The organism is Streptomyces sp. NPDC020996, from assembly GCF_040641355.1.
Lineage (GTDB): Bacteria > Actinomycetota > Actinomycetes > Streptomycetales > Streptomycetaceae > Streptomyces.
In genome coordinates, this window is sequence record NZ_JBFADM010000033.1 from 70697 (window position 1) to 89038 (window position 18342).

An 18342-nucleotide genomic window follows, 5' to 3' on the forward strand; every position below is an offset into this window, starting at 1 on the left:
CCCTTACCGCCCGTGGGCCGCGATCGCGGTCAGTGTCAGGTGGGAGGCGATGAACACGTGGTCGCCGCCCACCGTCCACAGGAACCCCACATCCGGCTGCCCGGGGTCGCTGTATCTCCACCGGGCCCTGCCGGTGGCCGCGTCGATGGCCCACAGCGTCTTGGCGGAGTCGGTGGCGAAGACGGTGTCGGCCGAGCACCGGGCGCTCATACCGGAGGTCCTGAGGGAGGCGTTGAACATGTTGGAAATGCCCATTTCGCCGGCCCCGTCGAGCGTCGCGACCCACCGGAGCGTGCCGTCGGCCGTGGCCAGGGCGGCCAGGTCGCTGCCGACCGGTACGTAGACGGTCGTGCCGTCCGGGCCGGCGAACGGGGCGCCGATGTGGACCTGGTCCCCGTTCTTCGCGTCGAAGCGCTGATGCCACTTCTCGCTGCCCGTGGCCGCGTCGACGGCGAACAGTGTGTCGCCCTTGCCGCCGGCGAACAGGAACAGCCCGGCGGCGTAGCACGTCAGCGGCCAGCCGGTGGTGAAGTAGAACGCGGCGTCCGGGACGGATACGTGCCAGCCGCGGGCTCCTTTCCGGCCGGCGTCGATCATCTGGACACGGCCGGGTTTCTTGCCCGAGGGAACGGCCGAGGTGGCCAGCAGGTGAGAACCGGAGGGCGGCACGAGCACGTTGTTGATGTCCGTGCCCTTGACCCGCCACAGTCCCTTCCCGGTCGCGGCGTCGAACGCACGGATGTAGCCGGCGCTCGGAGAGTCGGTCGAGAACTTGCCGTCCAGTTCGAGCAACCCCCCGCACACGTACACCGTGTCGCCCGCGACTGCCACATAGTCGCTCAGGTACATCGCCGCGTGCGTGCCGCCGCCGGGATCGGTGTCGGCCATCTTGGTCGCCCACTTCACCTTCCCGCTGGCGGCGTCGAACGCCGCCAGCAGCCCTGACCGACTCGGTGTGTCGCAGAGCAGGTAGAACACTCCGTCCGCGTACGCCGTCGGGTACTTGAGGCTGGACGTGCCGAGGTCGCTGGTCGTGTTCAGCCGGGGGAACACGGACTTCCCGGTCGCGGCGTCCAGGAAGGAGGTGGCGGTGCCGGTGACCACCATGACCACCTTGTCGGAGGCTTCCAGGCAGGTGGGGGCGTGCTTTCCGGCACCCGACCATGCCTTGACGGCGTCGGGTCCGGCCAGCACGATCCGTTCCGGTCCGTCCGTCGAGGACGGCGACGCGGAGCTGGCCGGCGTGGATCGCGTGCCTGACGGAGAGGCCGGTCGCGCGGTGGACCCGGGCCCGCCGGCCCGGCCGTCGGATGCCGGCGACGAGCCGCCGGAAAGGGCGAGTGCCGCCGCGGCTCCGCCGAGTACGGCCGCGCCCCCGGCCAGTCCGAGGATCAGCTTGCGGCGGCTGACACCCGTACCGGCGGCGATCACCGGCGGCGGCGGAAACGGGTCCCGGCCGCCGCTCCCGGCGGACACCGATCCCACCGCCGCGGTCGCGGCGGCCATGTCGGCGGTCACCGCCGGCGGCAGCCAACTGCCCTTCAGGGCCGGCAGGTCCTGGCGCCTCAGATAGTCGACGAGTTGCTCCGCGGTGGGGCGGTCCGGCGGTTCCGGGTACAGGCAGCCGCCGATCACCTCACGCAGCGACGCGGGAAGGGCGTCCGTGTCCGGCTCGTCTCCGGAAGCCGCGAACAGCACGGTCGACCCGAGGCCGAACATGTCGTCCGCCGGTGACGGTGCCGGGCGGCCGGTGGCTCCGACGATCCCCAGGGCGGAGATGCGGGGCCCGTCCATGGTCAGCAGCACCGAGTCCGGGCTCACCTCGCCGTGCACCGTCCCGGCCGCGTGGAGTACGGCCAGCGCCCGGGCGAGGCCGTCGGCGAGCACCCGCAGAGCCGGTTCGGACAGCGGGCCGTGCCGGTCCACCGCCTGCCGGAGCGGCAGTCCGGCGGTGAACTCGGTCGCCAGCCAGGGAACCGGCGCGTCGGCGTCGGCATCCACCACCGGCGCGAGGAAGGCACCGGACAGCGCCCGTGCCGCCTCGACGGCGGCCCGGAACCGGTCCCGGAACCCCGGGTCCGCGGCGAGTCGGGGCCCCACGACCGTGACCGTGACGAGCAGCCCGTCGTCCGCGCGGGCCGCGAAGACTTCGCGCCCGCTGACCGTGCTCTGCCTTCCGAGCAGCGCGTACCGCCCGATCCGATGGGCACCGTCCGCTCCGGGATGATCCATCGTCCGCCCCTCACGCCAGCCTGATCGTCTGGTCACGGGCCGCCTGGTAGGCGCTGCCACCGCCGGACACATGGGCGGTCATGGTCAGCGACGGCTCGGGATCGGCGGTCGGCGCCGTGCCGTGCCCGGGTTCGGCAGCGGGGTCGGTGTCGGCGTCGGACAGGAGAGCGGTCACCGCGTCGCCCAAGTGCTTCAGCCCGTCCGGCAGATGGGTCTCCGGAACGCGGAGGAACTGCAGGCGCGCCAGCTGCGCGATCTCGGCCGGCAGCGCCGAGGCGTCGGGCAGCATCGTCGCGTCACCCAGAAGGACCGGGACGACGCGGTTTCCCGACCGCAGAGCTGTCGCGATCTCCAGGCGGACCCAGTCGTGAGCCCGGTCCAGGAGCCGCACACCGTCCTCGCCCCGCGCGTCCAGCCATCCTGGCCCGATCAGTACGCACATGACCTCGCACTCGGCGGCCTGCCGCCGCAGGATCTCGGCGAAATCGGCCCCGGGCGGAATCGACCGGCCCGACTTGAAGATCTCGTCGGCACCTAAGCGGTCGGACAGCGCGCGGTATACGCGGTCTCGCATCCACCGGGAGTCCGGTTTGCGAAAGCTGAGGAAGATGCGCGGCACGATTGCCCCCTCTCCGGCAAGCCTTGACGTCAGGGTTCGTGCTCACCCTAGGGGCGGAGTACGCGCTCGGTGGCTATTCGCCGGGGATTGAATAGCGGCCGCAAGGCTCCGTACGCTGGCCGGCATGGACCCGGTGGACAGTGCGTCAGGGACGGTCTCGGCAGGGACGGTCTCGGCAGGGAGGCCGACCGGCACGCCTCTGCCGCCGGGCGACTTCGGCGTCGTCCTGGCCACACTCCGGGCACGTCGGGGATGGAGCGTGCGCGAGTTCGCCCGGCGCGCGAACGTGTCCGAAGGGCAGATCTGCAATCTGGAGAGCGGGTTGCGCAACCCGACGCCCGCTGTGGCGGCGGCATGCGACGCGGTCCTCGGCACCGGCGGGGAACTCGTCGAACTGGCCGGGGCCGGCCGCCGTGGCGCCCGGGACGAGGACGTCGTCGAAGCCGGCCCCGTGGTGGCCGGATACGAGCGGGTCCTGCGGGAGCTGAAGGACATCGGCAGATCCACCGGACCGAGGTTCGTCACCGCTTCGATGAAGTCGATCACTCGGATCCTGACGGACGCCGCACCGCACGCCGTTGGCGAGCAGCGTGCCGAAATCTGGCTGCTGGCCTCGCGGTTCGCCGAATACACGGGATGGATGGCACAAGAGGCGGGAAAACCCGCGGAGGCGTTGCGCTGGACGAATCTCGCCGTCCGCTGGGGCGCACACGGCGGGGACGAAACGGTGGCCGCGTACGCCCTGGTCCGCAAGGCGTTCATCGCCCAGCACCGCGGTGACACCTGTGCGGCGATCGGATTCGCCGACCAGGCGGCCGGGCACCCGGCGGCCAACGCGGTGATCCGCGCGCACGCCGCACGACGCGCGGCTCAGGGACATGCGCGCCGTGGCGATGCGGGGGCCTGCCGGGACGCACTGGAGCGGTTCAGAAGCCACGCCGCCGAGGTCGTCGGCGACCGGACCCCGCACTGGGGTCCGCGCATCGAGAACGGCAACCCTCGGCTCATCGAGGCGTCCTGCATGCTCAGCCTGCGTCGCTTCGAGCCGGCCGCACACCTCTTCGCCGTCGAGCGCCGGCGCCGGCCGGCCGTCCCGGCGGACAGCAACTCCCAGGCCCGCTTCGCGGTTCGGCAGGCCACAGCCCTGGCCGGTGTCGGCCGACTCGACGAGGCCTGTCAGATCGTCGAGGCCACGCTGCCCGTGATCAAGCGCATCGACTCGGCCACCGTCCGCGCGGAGCTGGGCCGTTTCGTGGAACAGGCCCGGACCCGGAAAGCCGGCCCGGGCCAACTCGCCCTCATCGACGCGTCGGCCGTCCTCGCGGTCGGCTGACAGCCGCGATCGGCCGGCCGTACGGACAGCTCCGCCGGTGGCACCGGGCCGTGGACGGGGCGATGGGGCGCCGGGGGAACGGACCTCACCCTGGAGCGGGCCGCCGCCCTCCGCGCCGCGGGCGCCGACGGGACCTTCGTCCCGGGGTCGTCGACGCGGGGAGCGTCGGGCTGCTCGCCGACGGGGCCGACGGGCCGCTGAAGGTGATGGCGGGCCCCGGCGCACCCCGGTCGCCGAGCGGGCCGCGCCGGGCGTCGCCCGCGTGAGCGCCTGTTGTGGCAGCGGCGGGTCAGTAGGCGTCGCGTATCAGCTCGGCCAGGTCGTGGTCGAGGTCCAGCTGCAGGTGCTCCAGGCCCACCGGCACCAGCTCGCCGGTGGCCCGCAGGAAGCGGCGCACGTCGGACGAGTGCACGTGCACCACGGCGGTGCCCTCGGGGGCGCGGAACTCCAGGACGGTGCGGTCGAACCCGTACGGGCGCACCCGCACGTCGCCCTGTCCCTCCGGGCCCTCCAGGCCGGCCGTGAGGAGTTCGCGCGAGAAGGTCCAGCAGACCTCCACGCCCTCCAGGGTGGCCGGGGCGGGGAAGGTCATGCAGACCGCGAACGGGTCGTCGCGGTCGTACCGCAGCACGGCGGGGATGCTCGGCATACGCGGCGCCGCGGCGACGAGGCGGGCCTCCACTGGCTGCTCGATGACGGTGGTCAACGCCTTGCTCCCTTGTGACGGCGAAACGAACTTCGGGGGTCGGACGAGGCCGGGCACTGAGAGAGACGACGGAATCGTCCATTCAGTGCGCACGGAAAGCCAGTGACCTCTGTCACCGCCTTCATGCATGGAAGTGACCCGGCCCACCTTCCGGGCGCCGACGTGCGAATGCGCCCTCCGAGGCCGGTCGAGTGACGGCGCCCCCGAACGTGAGGCATCGGCCGCGAGGTGGGTACCCGGTCGCTCCCGGCGAAAGGAGTGACCCGACATGCCGAGCGGTTCGAGTCCCAAGCGGGAACGCCAGTACGAGCACATCAAGAAGAGCGCCGAGGACCGCGGCGAGAGCACCGGGCGAGCCAAGGAGATCGCGGCCCGGACGGTCAACAAGGAACGGGCGCGCTCCGGCGAGTCCAAGACGGCCGGCCGCACCTCGACCCAGGACAAGTCGTCCGGTCAGCGGGGCGGCCAGCGGTCGGGCAAGGGATCGCAGGGGCCGACCTACGACCAGCTGTACGAGGAGGCCAAGCGCCGTGGCGTCCACGGACGTTCCGACATGAACAAGAGTCAGCTGCAGCGCGCCCTCGAGGACAAGGGCTGACCCGCGGTCCGGCTCAGACGGGCGGCTGCCGGTACTGCTCCAGCGCCGGCGCCGTCCGGGCGGCGACGAACTCGGTGATGCGGTACTCGCACACCCCGGCGGTGACGAAGGGGTCACCCGCCGCGGTCTCCTCGGCGTGCGCCCGGTCGTCGGCGACCGCGAGGATCACGCCGCCCTCGCGAGGCTTCTTGACGCCCGCGGCGAGGAAGACGCCCTTCGCGAAGTGCACGTCCAGCCACGCCCGGTGCGCTTCCAGCTCCGCGTCGACGGCCTCCAGCGGGGCGGTGTAGGTCAGCTCCATCACGAACATGATCAGGAGCCTACGCGCTCGGTGCGCCGCCCCGTAGGCTCGTGCGCATCATGACGGTGAGCATCCCCGCGGGCTGGCCCGCGACAGAGGCGCAGGCGCGTGCGGTCCAGGACGAGCTGCGGGCCCGGTTGGTCCGCGGCGAGCCCGGCCCCCCGCCCGGAACGGGTCTGGTCACCGGCGTCGACGTGGCCTACGACGACGAACGGGACGTCGTCGCGGCGGCGGCCGTCACCCTGGACGCGGCGACCCTGGAGGTCGTCGCCGAGGCCACGGCCGTGGGGCGGATCTCCTTCCCGTACGTCCCCGGCCTGCTCGCCTTCCGCGAGATCCCCACGGTCCTCGCCGCCCTGGATGCCCTGCCCCGCGAGCCGGGCCTGGTCGTCTGCGACGGCTACGGCCTCGCCCACCCGCGCCGCTTCGGCCTCGCCAGCCACCTCGGCGTCCTGACGGGTCTGCCCACCGTCGGCGTCGCCAAGAACCCGTTCGCCTTCACCTACGACGACCCGGGCGCGCGGCGCGGAGACGCCTCCCCGCTGCTCGACGGCAGCGAGGAGGTCGGCCGCGCCCTGCGCACCCGGCACGCCGTCAAGCCGGTCTTCGTCTCCGTCGGCCACCGCACGAGCCTGGACAACGCCTGCGCCCACACCCTGGCCCTGACACCGCGCTACCGCCTGCCGGAGACGACCCGCAGGGCGGACGCGCTGTGCCGGAAGGCGCTGCGGGAGGCCGCGCCGCCGGAACCGCCCCCGCCCGTCACCGACCGTGCGCCGGCAGACCCGGCCCGGTCCTGAGGGCGCACCCTGTCCGAACGCCGGCCCGACCCGGTGTCCTGGGCGGGCCGGGTGTTCGAGGCGGCGGCGCGCGGGACGGGCCCGGCGCCCGGGGTGGCGGCCGCCGTGGAACTCGCCCGCGACCGGTGGAGCCGGGGACGCGAGGAGTTCGAGCTGATCCGCGGGGGCCTGGCCGCGGCAGGCGAGCGGCTCACCCACGAGCAGCGCGTCCTGTCCCGCCTCGCGGAGCTGGTCGCCAAGGTCGCTCACAACGTGGCCGGGCCCCCTCCGTACTTCGACCACCACGCGGGATGGCAGATGGGCCTCCTCGCCTGGCGGCTCGCCACCGCCACGGACGACCCGGCCGTACGGGCCCGGATCGCGGGCGCGCTCGGCGGGACGCCACCTGCCTGAGTCCAGAGTGCCGCGTGCCGCGGCTGAGTACCGCGTGCCGGGTCTGAGTACCGCGTGCCGGGTCTGAGTACCGCGTGCCGGGTCTGAGTAGCCGTACGGATGTGGCGCGGCCGGCCCGGGCGGCAGGCTGTGCGGCATGACCACGCACCGCGCCCCCAAGCCCCTGTCCGACCCCGGCCGCCCCGTCGAGCGTGCCGTGACGGCAGCCCTGGTCCTCGCCGTGCTGGCGGGACTGGGCTGGATATGCGGGATGATCTACACCGTCGCGGGCTGGTCGCTGTAGCGGCCCGCCACTCCCGCGGCCTCACGAAGACGGCTCCCCGGCGTTCCCGACCGGCTCCCGGGCTCGCCGCCCGTGGAAGCCACCGGCGCGCGGCCGCCGGTGGCTCACTGCTCTGCCGCCGCCGGAAGCACCGGAAGCTCACTGGCTTGCAGCGGCGGGGGCCGGCCCCGGGGCGGGGTGCTTACGGGCTTGCAGCGGTCGGGGCGTTACCGGCTTGATGCCGCCGCCGGCCCGCCGCCGGCCGCCGTCGGCGGAAGCTCATCGGCTCGCGGCTGCCGGTGGCTTACCGACTTGGAGCCGCCGGTGGCTCGCCGGCCCGCAGCCCCGGAAGCTCGCGGGCCCGCAGCCCCGGAAGCTCGCGGGCTCGCCGCGACCGGCTCGCGGGCTCGCCGCCCCTGGAAGCTCACCGATCGCAGCCGCCGCTGGCCGGCCGCCCCCCGAGGCTCACCGGCCCGCCGCCCCCGAGGCTCACCGGCCCGCCGCCCCCCGAACCTCACCGGTCCCGCAGCCGGAGGCTCACCGGCTTGCCGCCACCCGGAAGACGATTCCCGCCTTGCGCAGCCGCTCGGTGAGGGCGTCGCCCATGGCGACCGCCGTGGTGACCTGGCCGGCCGTCGCCGGGAGGTCGTCGAGGGCCAGCGACAGCGCCGACTCGGCGAACATCTTGGCCGTCTCGTCGTACCCGGGATCGCCGCCCGCGACCTCCGTGAACACGCGTCGGCCGCCGCCCTCGCCGACGAACCGGACGCGGAACCAGCTCGCGGCCCGCTTCTGCTCGCTCGGTCCGTCACCGGGCTTGAGCCGGTCCGACAGCCGGCGCCGGACGGGCGGCAGCTGGGCCGCCGCGACGAGCCCGCCCACGGCCGCGACCCCGCCCAGCGCCACGGGAAGCCGCCGTACGGCCGCGTAGTGCCGGTAGCGGAAGTCGGGGCCGTAGCGCTCCAGGGCGCGCGCGGACCGGCGGATGATCTGCGGGTCGATGGTCGGCAGCGGCAGCGCCCACGCGCCGACCTCCTTGGCGAACCGCGGGGCGCCGGGCGAGGTGATCGCCCGGCGGCCCACCAGGCGGGGCTCGTGGTGCCGGCGGTCGCGTTCGGCGGCCAGCATCGGCCGCACCCGCGCGAACTGGTTGAGCGCCGAGGCGAACGTGCCGCCGGAGAAGGCGGCGTCCGCGGTCACGAACCCCTCTACGGACAGCGGCACGCCCTCCGGCAGCTGCTGGACGGTGAAGTACACGCCGAGATCGTGCGGCACGGAGTCGAACCCGCAGGCGTGCAGCAGCCGCGCGCCGGTCTCCCGGGCGCGTGCGTCGTGGCGCACGTAGACCCGGTCCACGAACTCGGGCTCGCCGGTGAGGTCGAGACAGTCCGTTCCGGCGTCGGCGCACGCGGCGACGAGTTCCTCCCCGTACGTCACGTACGGTCCCACGGTCGTCGCCACCACCCGCGCCTGCCCGGCGAGCGTGCGCAACGAGGCCGGGTCGGACACGTCCGCCCGCAGCACGCCGATCGGGTTCCCCGTCGGCAGCCGGTCCCGCAGCCGCCGCAGCTTCAGGTCGCTGCGGCCGGCGATGGCCCAGCGCAGCCCGTCCGGGGCGTGCGCGGCCAGGTACTCCGCGGTGAGCGCCCCGACGAAACCCGTGGCTCCGAAGAGCACGATGTCGTACGGGCGGTCGGTCCGGTCCGCCCGGTTCAGCCTGTTCATGACACCCCTCGGGTCCGCAGTGCGCGCCGTCGTCGGCCGCTGAGGCTAGCGTGAGCAGCAGGGGCCTGGCGAGTAATCGTCTAAGCGCTTGCTCGTCCAGGTCTTGTGCGGAGTGCGGCGCGTTCATAGCATCACCGGTGTTACATCGTTTGTGTCACACAGGGTTCGTGTCACACAGACCGGGGTCGCGGTACGGCGGCCGCCGGAGTCACAGCGCAGGGGGCCGGATGACAGCGGCAGGAACGCCCGGGCGAGGCCCGCTCACCGGCGTGCGCGTCGTGGAACTGGCCGGCATCGGGCCCGGCCCGTTCGCCGCCATGCTGCTGGCCGACCTCGGCGCCGACGTCGTCCGGGTGGACCGCCCCGGCGGCGCCGCGCTCGGCATCGACCCGGCCCGCGACGTGACCAACCGCAACAAGCGCTCGGTGATCGTCGACCTGAAGTCCGCGGACGGCGCCGCCCGCGTCCTCGGCCTCGCCGCCCGCGCCGACATCCTGATCGAGGGCTTCCGGCCCGGCGTCGCCGAACGCCTCGGCGTCGGCCCCGACGCCTGCCACGCCCGCAACCCGAAGCTGGTCTACGGCCGGATGACCGGCTGGGGCCAGGACGGACCGCTCGCCGACCGCGCGGGGCACGACATCGCCTACATCGCCGTCACCGGCACCCTCGGCCTGACCGGCGCCCCCGACGCGCCCCCGGCCGCCCCCGCCAACCTGCTCGGCGACTACGCGGGCGGCTCGCTCTACCTCGTCGTCGGCGTCCTCGCCGCGCTGCACCACGCCCGCGCGACGGGCACCGGGCAGGTCGTCGACGCCGCCATCGTCGACGGCGCCTCCCACCTCTCCGCGATGATCCACGGCATGCTCGCCGCGGGCGCCTGGCAGGACCGGCGCGGCGCCAACCTCCTCGACGGCGGCTGCCCCTACTACGGCACCTACGAGACGGCCGACGGGAAGTACATGGCGGTCGGCGCCCTGGAGCCGCAGTTCTACGAGCGGTTCACGACCCTCCTCGGCCTGCCGGACCAGGCGGACGCCCGTACCGACGTCACTCGCTGGGGCGAACTGCGCGAGGCGGTCGCCGCCCGCTTCATGTCCCGCACCCGGGACGAGTGGACGGCCCGTTTCGACGGCACCGACGCGTGCGTCGCCCCGGTGCTGTCCCTGACCGAGGCCCCGCATCACCCCCACCTGGCCGCCCGCGGCACCTTCACCGACCACGGCGGCATCACCCAGCCCGCACCCGCGCCCCGGTTCTCCGCGACCCCCGCCTCCGTCCGCCGCCCACCCGCGCTGCCCGGCGCCGACACCGCCGACGTGGCACGCGACTGGGACGTACCCGACCTGGTGTCCGACCACCCGACGAAGGACCTCGCATGAAGCGGCAGATCTTCGCCCCCGAGCACGACGCGTTCCGCGAGACCGTGCGCGCCTTCCTCGCCAGGGAGGTGCTGCCGCACTACGAACAGTGGGAGAAGGACGGCATCGTCTCCCGCGACGCCTGGCTGGCGGCCGGCAAACAGGGTCTGCTCGGGCTCGCCGTGCCCGAGGAGTACGGCGGCGGCGGCACCGACGACTTCCGCTACAGCGCCGTCCTGGCCGAGGAGTTCACCCGCGCCGGCACCCCCGGACTCGCCCTGGGCCTGCACAACGACATCATCGGCCCGTACCTGACCGGCCTGGCCACCGAGGAGCAGAAGCGCCGCTGGCTGCCCGGCTTCTGCGACGGCTCGCTGATCACCGCCATCGCCATGACCGAGCCCGGCGCCGGGTCCGACCTGCAGGGCATCCAGACCCGCGCCGAGGACCGCGGCGACCACTGGCTGCTCAACGGCTCCAAGACCTTCATCTCCAACGGCATCCTCGCCGATCTCGTGATCGTCGTCGCCCGCACCACCCCCGAGGGCGGCGCGCACGGGCTGTCGCTGCTGGTCGTCGAGCGCGGCACGGACGGCTTCGAACGCGGCCGCAACCTCGACAAGATCGGCCAGAAGGCGCAGGACACGGCCGAGCTGTTCTTCCGCGACGTGCGGGTGCCCAAGGAGAACCTGCTGGGCGAGCTCAACGGCGCCTTCGGGCACCTGATGACGAACCTCGCCCAGGAGCGGCTGAGCATCGCCGTCGCCGCGATCGCCGCCGCCGAGCACCTGCTGGAGATCACCGTCCGGTACGTCAAGGAGCGCGAGGCGTTCGGCCGGCCGCTGGCCACCAAGCAGCACATACGCTTCGAGACCGCCGAGATGGCCACCGAGTGCGCCGTCACCCGCGCGTTCCTCGACCGCTGCATCGAGGAGCACACCGACGGCGGACTCGACGCCGTGCACGCCTCCATGGCCAAGTGGTGGGCCACCGAACTGCAGAAGCGCGTCGCCGACCGCTGCCTGCAACTGCACGGCGGCTACGGCTACATGACCGAATACCCGGTCGCCAGGGCCTTCACCGACGGCCGCATCCAGACCATCTACGGCGGGACCACCGAGATCATGAAAGAGATCATCGGCCGTTCCCTGCTCGCCTGACTCTCACCGAAAGGCTTTCCCGTGAGCACCGAAGCGTACGTGTACGACGCGATCCGCACCCCGCGCGGCCGCGGCAAGGCGAACGGCGCCCTGCACGGCACCAAGCCCGTCGACCTCGTCGTCGGGCTCATCCACGAGATCCGCGACCGGTTCCCCGGCCTCGACCCGGCGGCGATCGACGACATCGTCCTCGGCGTGGTCAGCCCGCTCGGCGACCAGGGCTCCGTGCTCCCGCGGATCGCCGCCATCGCCGCGGGACTGCCGGACACCGTCGCCGGCGTACAGGAGAACCGCTTCTGCGCGTCCGGTCTGGAGGCCGTCAACATGGCCGCGGCCAAGGTCCGCTCCGGCTTCGAGGACCTCGTCCTCGCGGGCGGCGTCGAGTCCATGTCCCGGGTGCCGATGGGCTCCGACGGCGGCGCCTGGTTCAACGACCCGATGACCAACATCGCCACCAATTTCGTGCCGCAGGGCATCGGCGCCGACCTGATCGCCACCATCGAGGGCTTCACCCGCCGGGACGTCGACGAGTACGCGGCGCTGTCGCAGGAGCGGGCGGCCACGGCGTGGAAGGAGGGCCGCTTCGACCGGTCCGTCGTGCCGGTGAAGGACCGCAGCGGCCTGGTCGTCCTCGACCACGACGAGCACCCGCGCCCCGGCACCACCGCCGACTCCCTCGCCGCGCTCAAGCCGTCCTTCGCGGACATCGGCGAACTCGGCGGCTTCGACGCCGTCGCCCTGCAGAAGTACCACTGGGTCGAGAAGATCGACCACGTCCACCACGCGGGCAACTCCTCCGGCATCGTCGACGGCGCCTCGCTGGTCGCGATCGGCTCCAAGGAGGTGGGGGAGCGCTACGGCCTCACCCCCCGCGCGCGGATCGTGTCCGCCGCCGTCTCCGGCTCCGAGCCCACCATCATGCTCACCGGCCCGGCGCCCGCCACCCGCAAGGCCCTCGCCAAGGCCGGGCTGACCATCGACGACATCGACCTCGTCGAGATCAACGAGGCCTTCGCCGCGGTCGTCCTGCGCTTCGTGAAGGACATGGGCCTGTCCCTGGACAAGGTCAACGTCAACGGCGGCGCGATCGCGCTCGGCCACCCCCTCGGCGCGACCGGCGCGATGATCCTCGGCACCCTCGTCGACGAACTGGAGCGCCAGGACAAGCGCTACGGCCTCGCCACGCTGTGCGTGGGCGGCGGCATGGGCATCGCGACGATCGTCGAGCGCATCTGAATCCCAGCGACCCGCACGCGACTTCTACGGAGACCTCCTCATGACCGAGAGCACCACCATCCGCTGGGAACAGGACGACACCGGCGTCGTCACCCTCGTCCTGGACGACCCCAACCAGTCCGCGAACACCATGAACCAGGCGTTCCGCGACTCCCTCGCCGCGGTCACCGACCGCCTGGAGGCGGAGCAGGACGCCATCCGCGGCGTGATCGTCACCTCCGCCAAGAAGACCTTCTTCGCCGGCGGCGACCTGCGCGACCTCATCCGGGTCACCCCGGACACCGCGCAGGAGCTGTTCGACGGCGGCATGGCCATCAAGCGCAACCTGCGCCGCATCGAGACCCTCGGCAAGCCGGTCGTCGCGGCGATCAACGGCGCGGCCCTGGGCGGCGGCTACGAGATCGCCCTGGCCTGCCACCACCGCGTCGCCCTGGACGCCCCCGGCTCGAAGATCGGCCTGCCCGAGGTCACCCTCGGCCTGCTCCCCGGCGGCGGTGGCGTGGTCCGCACCGTACGCCTGCTCGGCATCGCCGACGCGCTGCTGAAGGTGCTGCTCCAGGGCACCCAGTACGACCCGCGGCGCGCGCTGGAGGGCGGCCTGGTCGACGACGTCGCCGCCACCCCGGACGAACTCCTCGCCAAGGCCCGCGCGTTCATCGACGCCCACCCCGAGTCGCGGCAGCCCTGGGACAAGCCCGGCTACCGCATCCCCGGCGGCACGCCCGCCAACCCCAAGTTCGCCGCCAACCTGCCCGCCTTCCCGGCCAACCTGCGCAAGCAGACGGCCGGCGCCCCCTACCCGGCGCCGCGCAACATCCTCGCCGCGGCGGTCGAGGGCTCCCAGGTCGACTTCGAGACCGCCCAGGCCGTCGAGGCCCGCTACTTCGTGGAGCTGGCCGCCGGGCAGACCTCGAAGAACATGATCCAGGCGTTCTTCTTCGACCTCCAGGCCGTCAACTCCGGCGCCAACCGCCCGAAGGGCGTCGAGCCCCGCCAGGTCCGCAAGGTCGCCGTGCTCGGCGCGGGCATGATGGGCGCGGGCATCGCCTACTCGTGCGCCCGCGCGGGCATCGAGGTCGTCCTGAAGGACGTGTCCGCGGAGGCGGCCGCCAAGGGCAAGGGCTACTCCGAGAAGCTGTGCGCCAAGGCCGTCTCCCGCGGCCGTACCACCCAGGAGAAGGCGGACGCGCTGCTGGCCCGCATCACGCCCACGGCCGACCCGCAGGACCTGGCCGGCTGCGACGCGGTCATCGAGGCGGTCTTCGAGGACCCGGCGCTCAAGCACAAGGTGTTCCAGGAGATCCAGCACATCGTCGAGCCGGACGCGCTGCTGTGCTCCAACACCTCCACTCTGCCGATCACCGCGCTCGCCGAAGGCGTCGAACGCCAGGCCGACTTCATCGGACTGCACTTCTTCTCGCCCGTCGACAAGATGCCCCTGGTCGAGATCATCAAGGGCGAGCGCACCGGCGAGGAGGCGCTGGCGCGCGCCTTCGACCTGGTCCGGCAGATCAAGAAGACGCCGATCGTGGTCAACGACTCCCGCGGCTTCTTCACCTCACGGGTCATCGGCCACTTCATCAACGAGGGCGTCGCGATGGTCGGCGAGGGCATCGAGCCCGCGTCGGTCGAGCAGGCGGCGGCGCAGGCCGGCTACCCCGCGAAGGTCCTGTCGCTGATGGACGACCTGACGCTCACCCTCCCGCGCAAGATCCGCAACGAGTCGAAGCGGGCCGTCGAGGAGGCGGGCGGCACCTGGCCCACGCACCCCGCCGAGGCCGTCATCGACCGCATGGTCGACGAGTTCGGCCGCACCGGCCGCAGCGGCGGCGCCGGCTTCTACGAGTACGCGGAGGACGGCAAGCGCCTGCGCCTGTGGCCGGGCCTGCGCGAACACTTCACCGAGCCCGGCCACCGGATCCCCTTCGCGGACATGCAGGAACGCATGCTGTTCTCCGAGGCGCTGGACACCGTCCGGCTCCTGGAGGAGGGCGTCCTGACCTCCGTCGCCGACGCCAACATCGGCTCGATCTTCGGCATCGGGTTCCCCGGCTGGACCGGCGGCGTGCTGCAGTACATCAACGGCTACGACGGCGGCGCCGGGGCAGGTGTCGGCCTGCCCGGCTTCGTCGCCCGCGCCCGTCAGCTCGCCGAGCGCTACGGCGACCGGTTCACCCCGCCGGCGCTGCTGGTCGAGAAGGCGGAGAAGGGGGAGACCTTCACCGACGCGCGCTGACCGGCGGCCCGCGGTCACCCCGGCCGTCCCACGCCCCCGCCCCCGCCGGCCCGGACCTCCGGTGCGGCGGGGGCGTGCCGTGCGCCGGGCGGGGCCGGCAGGGCCGGTCGGCCCCTGGCGGAGCGCGGGCGGCGCGCACACCCTGAGGATGCGGGAGCCCGTCCAATCCGCCAGGGGGCGTCATGTCGCAGCCACGGCCAGTCCTGAGGAGACTCCTCACCGTCTCGTCCGCCTGGGTCCTCGGCGGCACCGCCGTCCTGGTCTTCGGGCCGCCCGCGGCCGCCGAACCGGCCACCTCCGTCGCCTATCCGCCGGGCTCCACCGCGACCCGCTACTCCGGCCTCGCCTTCGACGCCTGCACCGCCCCGCCGCTGACGACGCTGCAGGCCTGGAGCACCTCCCCGTACCGCGCCCTCGGCGTCTACGTCTCGGGCGTCAACCGCACCTGCGCACAGCCGGAGCTGACCTCGTCCTGGGTGGCCTCCGCGGCCCGGCTGAAGTGGCGGCTGCTGCCCGTCCACAAGGGCCTGCAGCCGCCCTGCGGGGCCCGCCCCACCGACGACAAGATCAGCACCACCCCGGCGACGGCCCGCGGCCAGGGCACCGCCGCGGCCAAGGAGGCCGTCACCGCGGCCAAGGCGCTCGGCATGCTGCCCGGCAGCGCGCTGTACAACGACATCGAGCACTACAGCCAGACCGACACCGCCTGCCGCACCGCCGTCCTGTCCTACCTCTCCTCCTGGACCAGGGAACTGCACCGCGTCGGCTACGTCTCCGGCGTCTACATGAACCTCAACCTCGGCGCCAAGCAGCTCGCCGACGCGTACACCTCCACCGCGTACGCGCGGCCGGACGCCCTGTGGATCGCCCGCTACGACGGCGTCGACTCCCTCAAGGGCTGGTCCGGCGTCGCCGACGCCGAATGGGCCGTGCACCAGCGCGCCAAGCAGTTCCGCGGCGGCCACGACGAGACGTACGGCGGTGTCACCCTGAACATCGACACCGACCGCCTCGACGCGCCCGTCGCCACCGTCGCCCTGCCCTACCAGGTCACCGGCACCACCACGCTCAACGCCCGCACCGGCCCCGCGCCCAGCTATCCGGTCGCCGCGACGTACGCGCCGGGCGCCACCCTGAAGGTGGTCTGCCAGGCACCCGGCACCAAGGTCGGCACCACGTCCGTCTGGGACCGGCTGGCCAACGGCGCCTACGTCTCCGACCGCTACGTCAGCACCCCCTCCGGCACCGGCTACAGCCCGCCGCTGCCGCGCTGCGCCTACCCGTACCAGGTGACGGCCCCGGCCGGACTGACCGAACGCAGCGGCCCCGGCACCGGCTACCCGGCCGTCGGCACCTCACCGGGCGGCGCCCTGGCCTGGGTCACCTGCCGGCGCACCGGCTCGACCGTCGGCACCACGAACATCTGGGACCGCCTGGACAACGGCCACTACGTCTCCGACCACTACGTGGCGACCCCCAGCACCATGACCTACGGCAAACCCGTTCCGCGCTGCTGAGCGCCGGCTCAGAGGGGCCGGCCCTCCCGCGGCTCGGACAGCCACTGGTGCAGTTCCTCCTTCAACGACCGCTGGAACGTCGTCAGGAGGGCCTGCACCACCAGCGGCTGCATGTGCGCGGAGAGCGTCCTCACGTCCTGCTGGTCCCGCTCGGAGACCTCTCCCCGGAACAGCCGCGACAGCTCGCGCGCGGCCGCCCGCGAGTGCTCCACCAGCACCGACCGGGCCGCGAGGATGGCGTCGTGGGACAGCGGCACGTCCAGCAGCTCCACGGCGAGCCGGAGCTGACCGCAGTCGACGCGGTAGCCGTCCCCGTCGGGCCGGACGACGTTCATGGCCGCCAGCCGCTCCATGTCGTCCTCGTCCAGCGGCCGCCCCGCCCGGCGCCGCAGCTCCTCGGGGGTCAGCGTCTCCACCGCGTCCGGCGCCCAGGAGGCCACCACCGCCCGGTGGATGGCCAGGTCCCGGTGGCTCAGGTCCGGCGGCAGCTGCCCCATGTAGCGCTCGATCGCGGCCAGCGTCATGCCCTGGCGCTGCAGCTCCTCGATGAGCGCCAGCCGGGCCACGTGCCGCGGCCCGTAGCGGCCCACCCGCCGAGGACCGATCACCGGCGGAGGCAGCAGCCCCTTGGTGCTGTAGAACCGGACCGTGCGGACCGTGATCCCGGCCCGCGCGGCCAGCTCGTCGATCGTGAGCGTCGGCTCCTCGGCGTCGGTCGTCATGTGCAGCAGTATCGCTGTCACACCAGTACTGCGAAACCTCGCGGACCGCGCCGGTACCGAACCGGCCGGGCGCGGCCGGTCTCCTGCCTTCTGCCGGTCACCGGTCACCGGCAGGCCCTAGGGTGGGCCCATGGCAGAGATCAGCTGCGCAGGGGGCGGGGCCGCGTGAGCCGGGACATCGACGTGCTCGTCCTGGGCGGCGCGGGCGTGGACACCGTGATCCGCGTGCCGACGCTGCCGCTCCCGTACGCCGACAGCTACCTGATCGGCTCCGGCATCCACACCCGCGCGGGGCAGACCGGCGACTTCGTCGCCCTGGGCCTGGCCGCGCTCGGCCTGCGCACCCACCACCTCGACTGGCTGGGCGACGACCCCGAGGGCGACCTGGTCCGCGCGCTGCACGAGGAGCGGGGCGTCCCGCTGACCGCGGTCCCGCAGCCCGCCGGGACCAAACGCGCGGTCAACCTCGTCGGCCCCGACGGCCGGCGCCTGTCGCTGTACGACGGGACCCGTCAGCACCCCGACGACCGGTTCCCGGAGCCGGAGCTGCGCGCCCTGGCCGGCGCGAGCCGCCACGCCCACGTCACGATCACCCACCCCTGCGCACACGCCCTGCCGCTGCTGCGCGAGTGCGGGGTGACCGTCTCCACCGACCTGCACGACTGGGACGGCGAGAACCCGTACCACGAGCCGTTCGCCCACCAGGCGGACCTGGTCTTCCTGTCCGCCGCCGGGCTCGGCGACCCGGAGCGGACGATGCGCCGCATCGCGGAGCGGGGCCGGGCCCGGGTCGTCGTCGCCACGGCCGGCGCCGAGGGCGCCCACCTGCTCGTGGACGGGGAGCTGACCCGCGTACCGGCCGTCGCGCCGCCCGCCGCAGTGGTGGACTCCAACGGCGCGGGCGACGCCTTCGCCGCCGCGTTCCTCTTCGGCCACCTGCGCGGCGAGCCGCCGCGGCGCTGCGCCCTGTACGGCGCGGTGGCCGGCGCACACGCCTGCACGGTGCCGGCCACCCGGACCGGGGCGATCAGCCGTGACGAACTCCTGACCAGGGCCGCCGACCCGCACCCGGCGCCGGAGCCCGGCGAAGATCCGGGGCAGCGCCGAGGGCAGGATCAGGAACCACAGCCGCTCGGTGCCGTCC

17 protein-coding genes are annotated in these 18342 nt (G+C 73.5%); 11 read left to right on the plus strand and 6 right to left on the minus strand.

The window, feature by feature from the left end:
• Positions 1-3: 3 nt before the first annotated feature.
• Both AB0G63_RS22435 and AB0G63_RS22440 read right to left on the minus strand, forming a co-directional pair.
• Complete coding sequence (locus AB0G63_RS22435) at positions 4-2232, minus strand: PQQ-binding-like beta-propeller repeat protein (protein WP_360752939.1); 2229 nt, start codon at positions 2230-2232, stop codon at positions 4-6.
• Between the two features lie 10 nt (positions 2233-2242).
• The gene (locus AB0G63_RS22440; protein ID WP_360752942.1) at positions 2243-2851 is read right to left on the minus strand and encodes a toll/interleukin-1 receptor domain-containing protein; all 609 of its coding nucleotides are present in this window, start codon (positions 2849-2851) and stop codon (positions 2243-2245) included.
• 199 nt (positions 2852-3050) lie between these two features.
• Here AB0G63_RS22440 and AB0G63_RS22445 point away from each other — a divergent pair, with 199 nt between their 5' ends.
• Positions 3051-4184, plus strand: coding sequence for a helix-turn-helix transcriptional regulator (locus AB0G63_RS22445; RefSeq protein WP_360752991.1), 1134 nt, complete (start codon positions 3051-3053; stop codon positions 4182-4184).
• A gap of 289 nt (positions 4185-4473) precedes the next feature.
• Here the strand turns inward: AB0G63_RS22445 and AB0G63_RS22450 are convergent, their stop codons facing one another.
• Entirely contained in the window at positions 4474-4890 is a 417-nt protein-coding gene (locus AB0G63_RS22450) for an SsgA family sporulation/cell division regulator (protein ID WP_360752945.1), read from the minus strand.
• Between the two features lie 268 nt (positions 4891-5158).
• Here AB0G63_RS22450 and AB0G63_RS22455 point away from each other — a divergent pair, with 268 nt between their 5' ends.
• On the plus strand, positions 5159-5488 hold the full coding sequence (locus tag AB0G63_RS22455) for a plasmid stabilization protein (protein ID WP_360752948.1): 330 nt from the start codon (positions 5159-5161) through the stop codon (positions 5486-5488).
• Between the two features lie 13 nt (positions 5489-5501).
• Here the strand turns inward: AB0G63_RS22455 and AB0G63_RS22460 are convergent, their stop codons facing one another.
• Complete coding sequence (locus AB0G63_RS22460) at positions 5502-5798, minus strand: YciI family protein (RefSeq protein WP_360752951.1); 297 nt, start codon at positions 5796-5798, stop codon at positions 5502-5504.
• A gap of 47 nt (positions 5799-5845) precedes the next feature.
• Here AB0G63_RS22460 and AB0G63_RS22465 point away from each other — a divergent pair, with 47 nt between their 5' ends.
• The 3 genes from AB0G63_RS22465 (at position 5846) to AB0G63_RS22475 (ending at position 7265) form a co-directional block, all read left to right on the plus strand.
• Complete coding sequence (locus AB0G63_RS22465; protein WP_360752994.1) at positions 5846-6589, plus strand: endonuclease V; 744 nt, start codon at positions 5846-5848, stop codon at positions 6587-6589.
• Positions 6590-6622: 33 nt separating this feature from the next.
• Complete coding sequence (locus AB0G63_RS22470) at positions 6623-6982, plus strand: hypothetical protein (RefSeq protein WP_360752954.1); 360 nt, start codon at positions 6623-6625, stop codon at positions 6980-6982.
• A gap of 136 nt (positions 6983-7118) precedes the next feature.
• Positions 7119-7265 (plus strand): hypothetical protein, encoded by a 147-nt coding sequence (locus tag AB0G63_RS22475; RefSeq protein ID WP_360752956.1) that lies wholly within the window; start codon positions 7119-7121, stop codon positions 7263-7265.
• A 516-nt stretch (positions 7266-7781) separates the two neighbouring features.
• Here AB0G63_RS22475 and AB0G63_RS22480 read toward each other — a convergent pair.
• Positions 7782-8960, minus strand: a complete 1179-nt coding sequence (locus AB0G63_RS22480; RefSeq protein WP_360752996.1) for a saccharopine dehydrogenase NADP-binding domain-containing protein — start codon at positions 8958-8960, stop codon at positions 7782-7784.
• Positions 8961-9196: 236 nt separating this feature from the next.
• Between AB0G63_RS22480 and AB0G63_RS22485 the strand changes: the two genes are divergently transcribed.
• The 5 genes from AB0G63_RS22485 (at position 9197) to AB0G63_RS22505 (ending at position 16476) form a co-directional block, all read left to right on the plus strand.
• Positions 9197-10348 carry a CaiB/BaiF CoA-transferase family protein gene (locus AB0G63_RS22485; RefSeq protein WP_360752959.1) on the plus strand — a complete coding sequence of 384 codons (1152 nt, stop codon included), beginning with the start codon at positions 9197-9199 and terminating at the stop codon, positions 10346-10348.
• Positions 10345-11487, plus strand: coding sequence for an acyl-CoA dehydrogenase family protein (locus AB0G63_RS22490; protein WP_360752962.1), 1143 nt, complete (start codon positions 10345-10347; stop codon positions 11485-11487). Before AB0G63_RS22485 ends, AB0G63_RS22490 begins: the two co-directional genes overlap by 4 nt.
• A 21-nt stretch (positions 11488-11508) precedes the next feature.
• On the plus strand, positions 11509-12723 hold the full coding sequence (locus AB0G63_RS22495) for an acetyl-CoA C-acetyltransferase (RefSeq protein WP_360752964.1): 1215 nt from the start codon (positions 11509-11511) through the stop codon (positions 12721-12723).
• A gap of 40 nt (positions 12724-12763) precedes the next feature.
• On the plus strand, positions 12764-14959 hold the full coding sequence (locus AB0G63_RS22500) for a 3-hydroxyacyl-CoA dehydrogenase NAD-binding domain-containing protein (RefSeq protein ID WP_360752967.1): 2196 nt from the start codon (positions 12764-12766) through the stop codon (positions 14957-14959).
• Between the two features lie 182 nt (positions 14960-15141).
• Complete coding sequence (locus tag AB0G63_RS22505) at positions 15142-16476, plus strand: glycoside hydrolase domain-containing protein (RefSeq protein ID WP_360752970.1); 1335 nt, start codon at positions 15142-15144, stop codon at positions 16474-16476.
• Between the two features lie 8 nt (positions 16477-16484).
• Here AB0G63_RS22505 and AB0G63_RS22510 read toward each other — a convergent pair whose 3' ends face one another.
• The gene (locus AB0G63_RS22510) at positions 16485-17198 is read right to left on the minus strand and encodes a MerR family transcriptional regulator (protein ID WP_360752972.1); all 714 of its coding nucleotides are present in this window, start codon (positions 17196-17198) and stop codon (positions 16485-16487) included.
• Positions 17199-17363: 165 nt separating this feature from the next.
• On the opposite strand from AB0G63_RS22510, the gene AB0G63_RS22515 reads away from it, so the two are divergent.
• Positions 17364-18342, plus strand: a 979-nt coding sequence (locus AB0G63_RS22515) for a PfkB family carbohydrate kinase (protein ID WP_360752975.1), incomplete at its 3' end; no start/stop codon positions are given.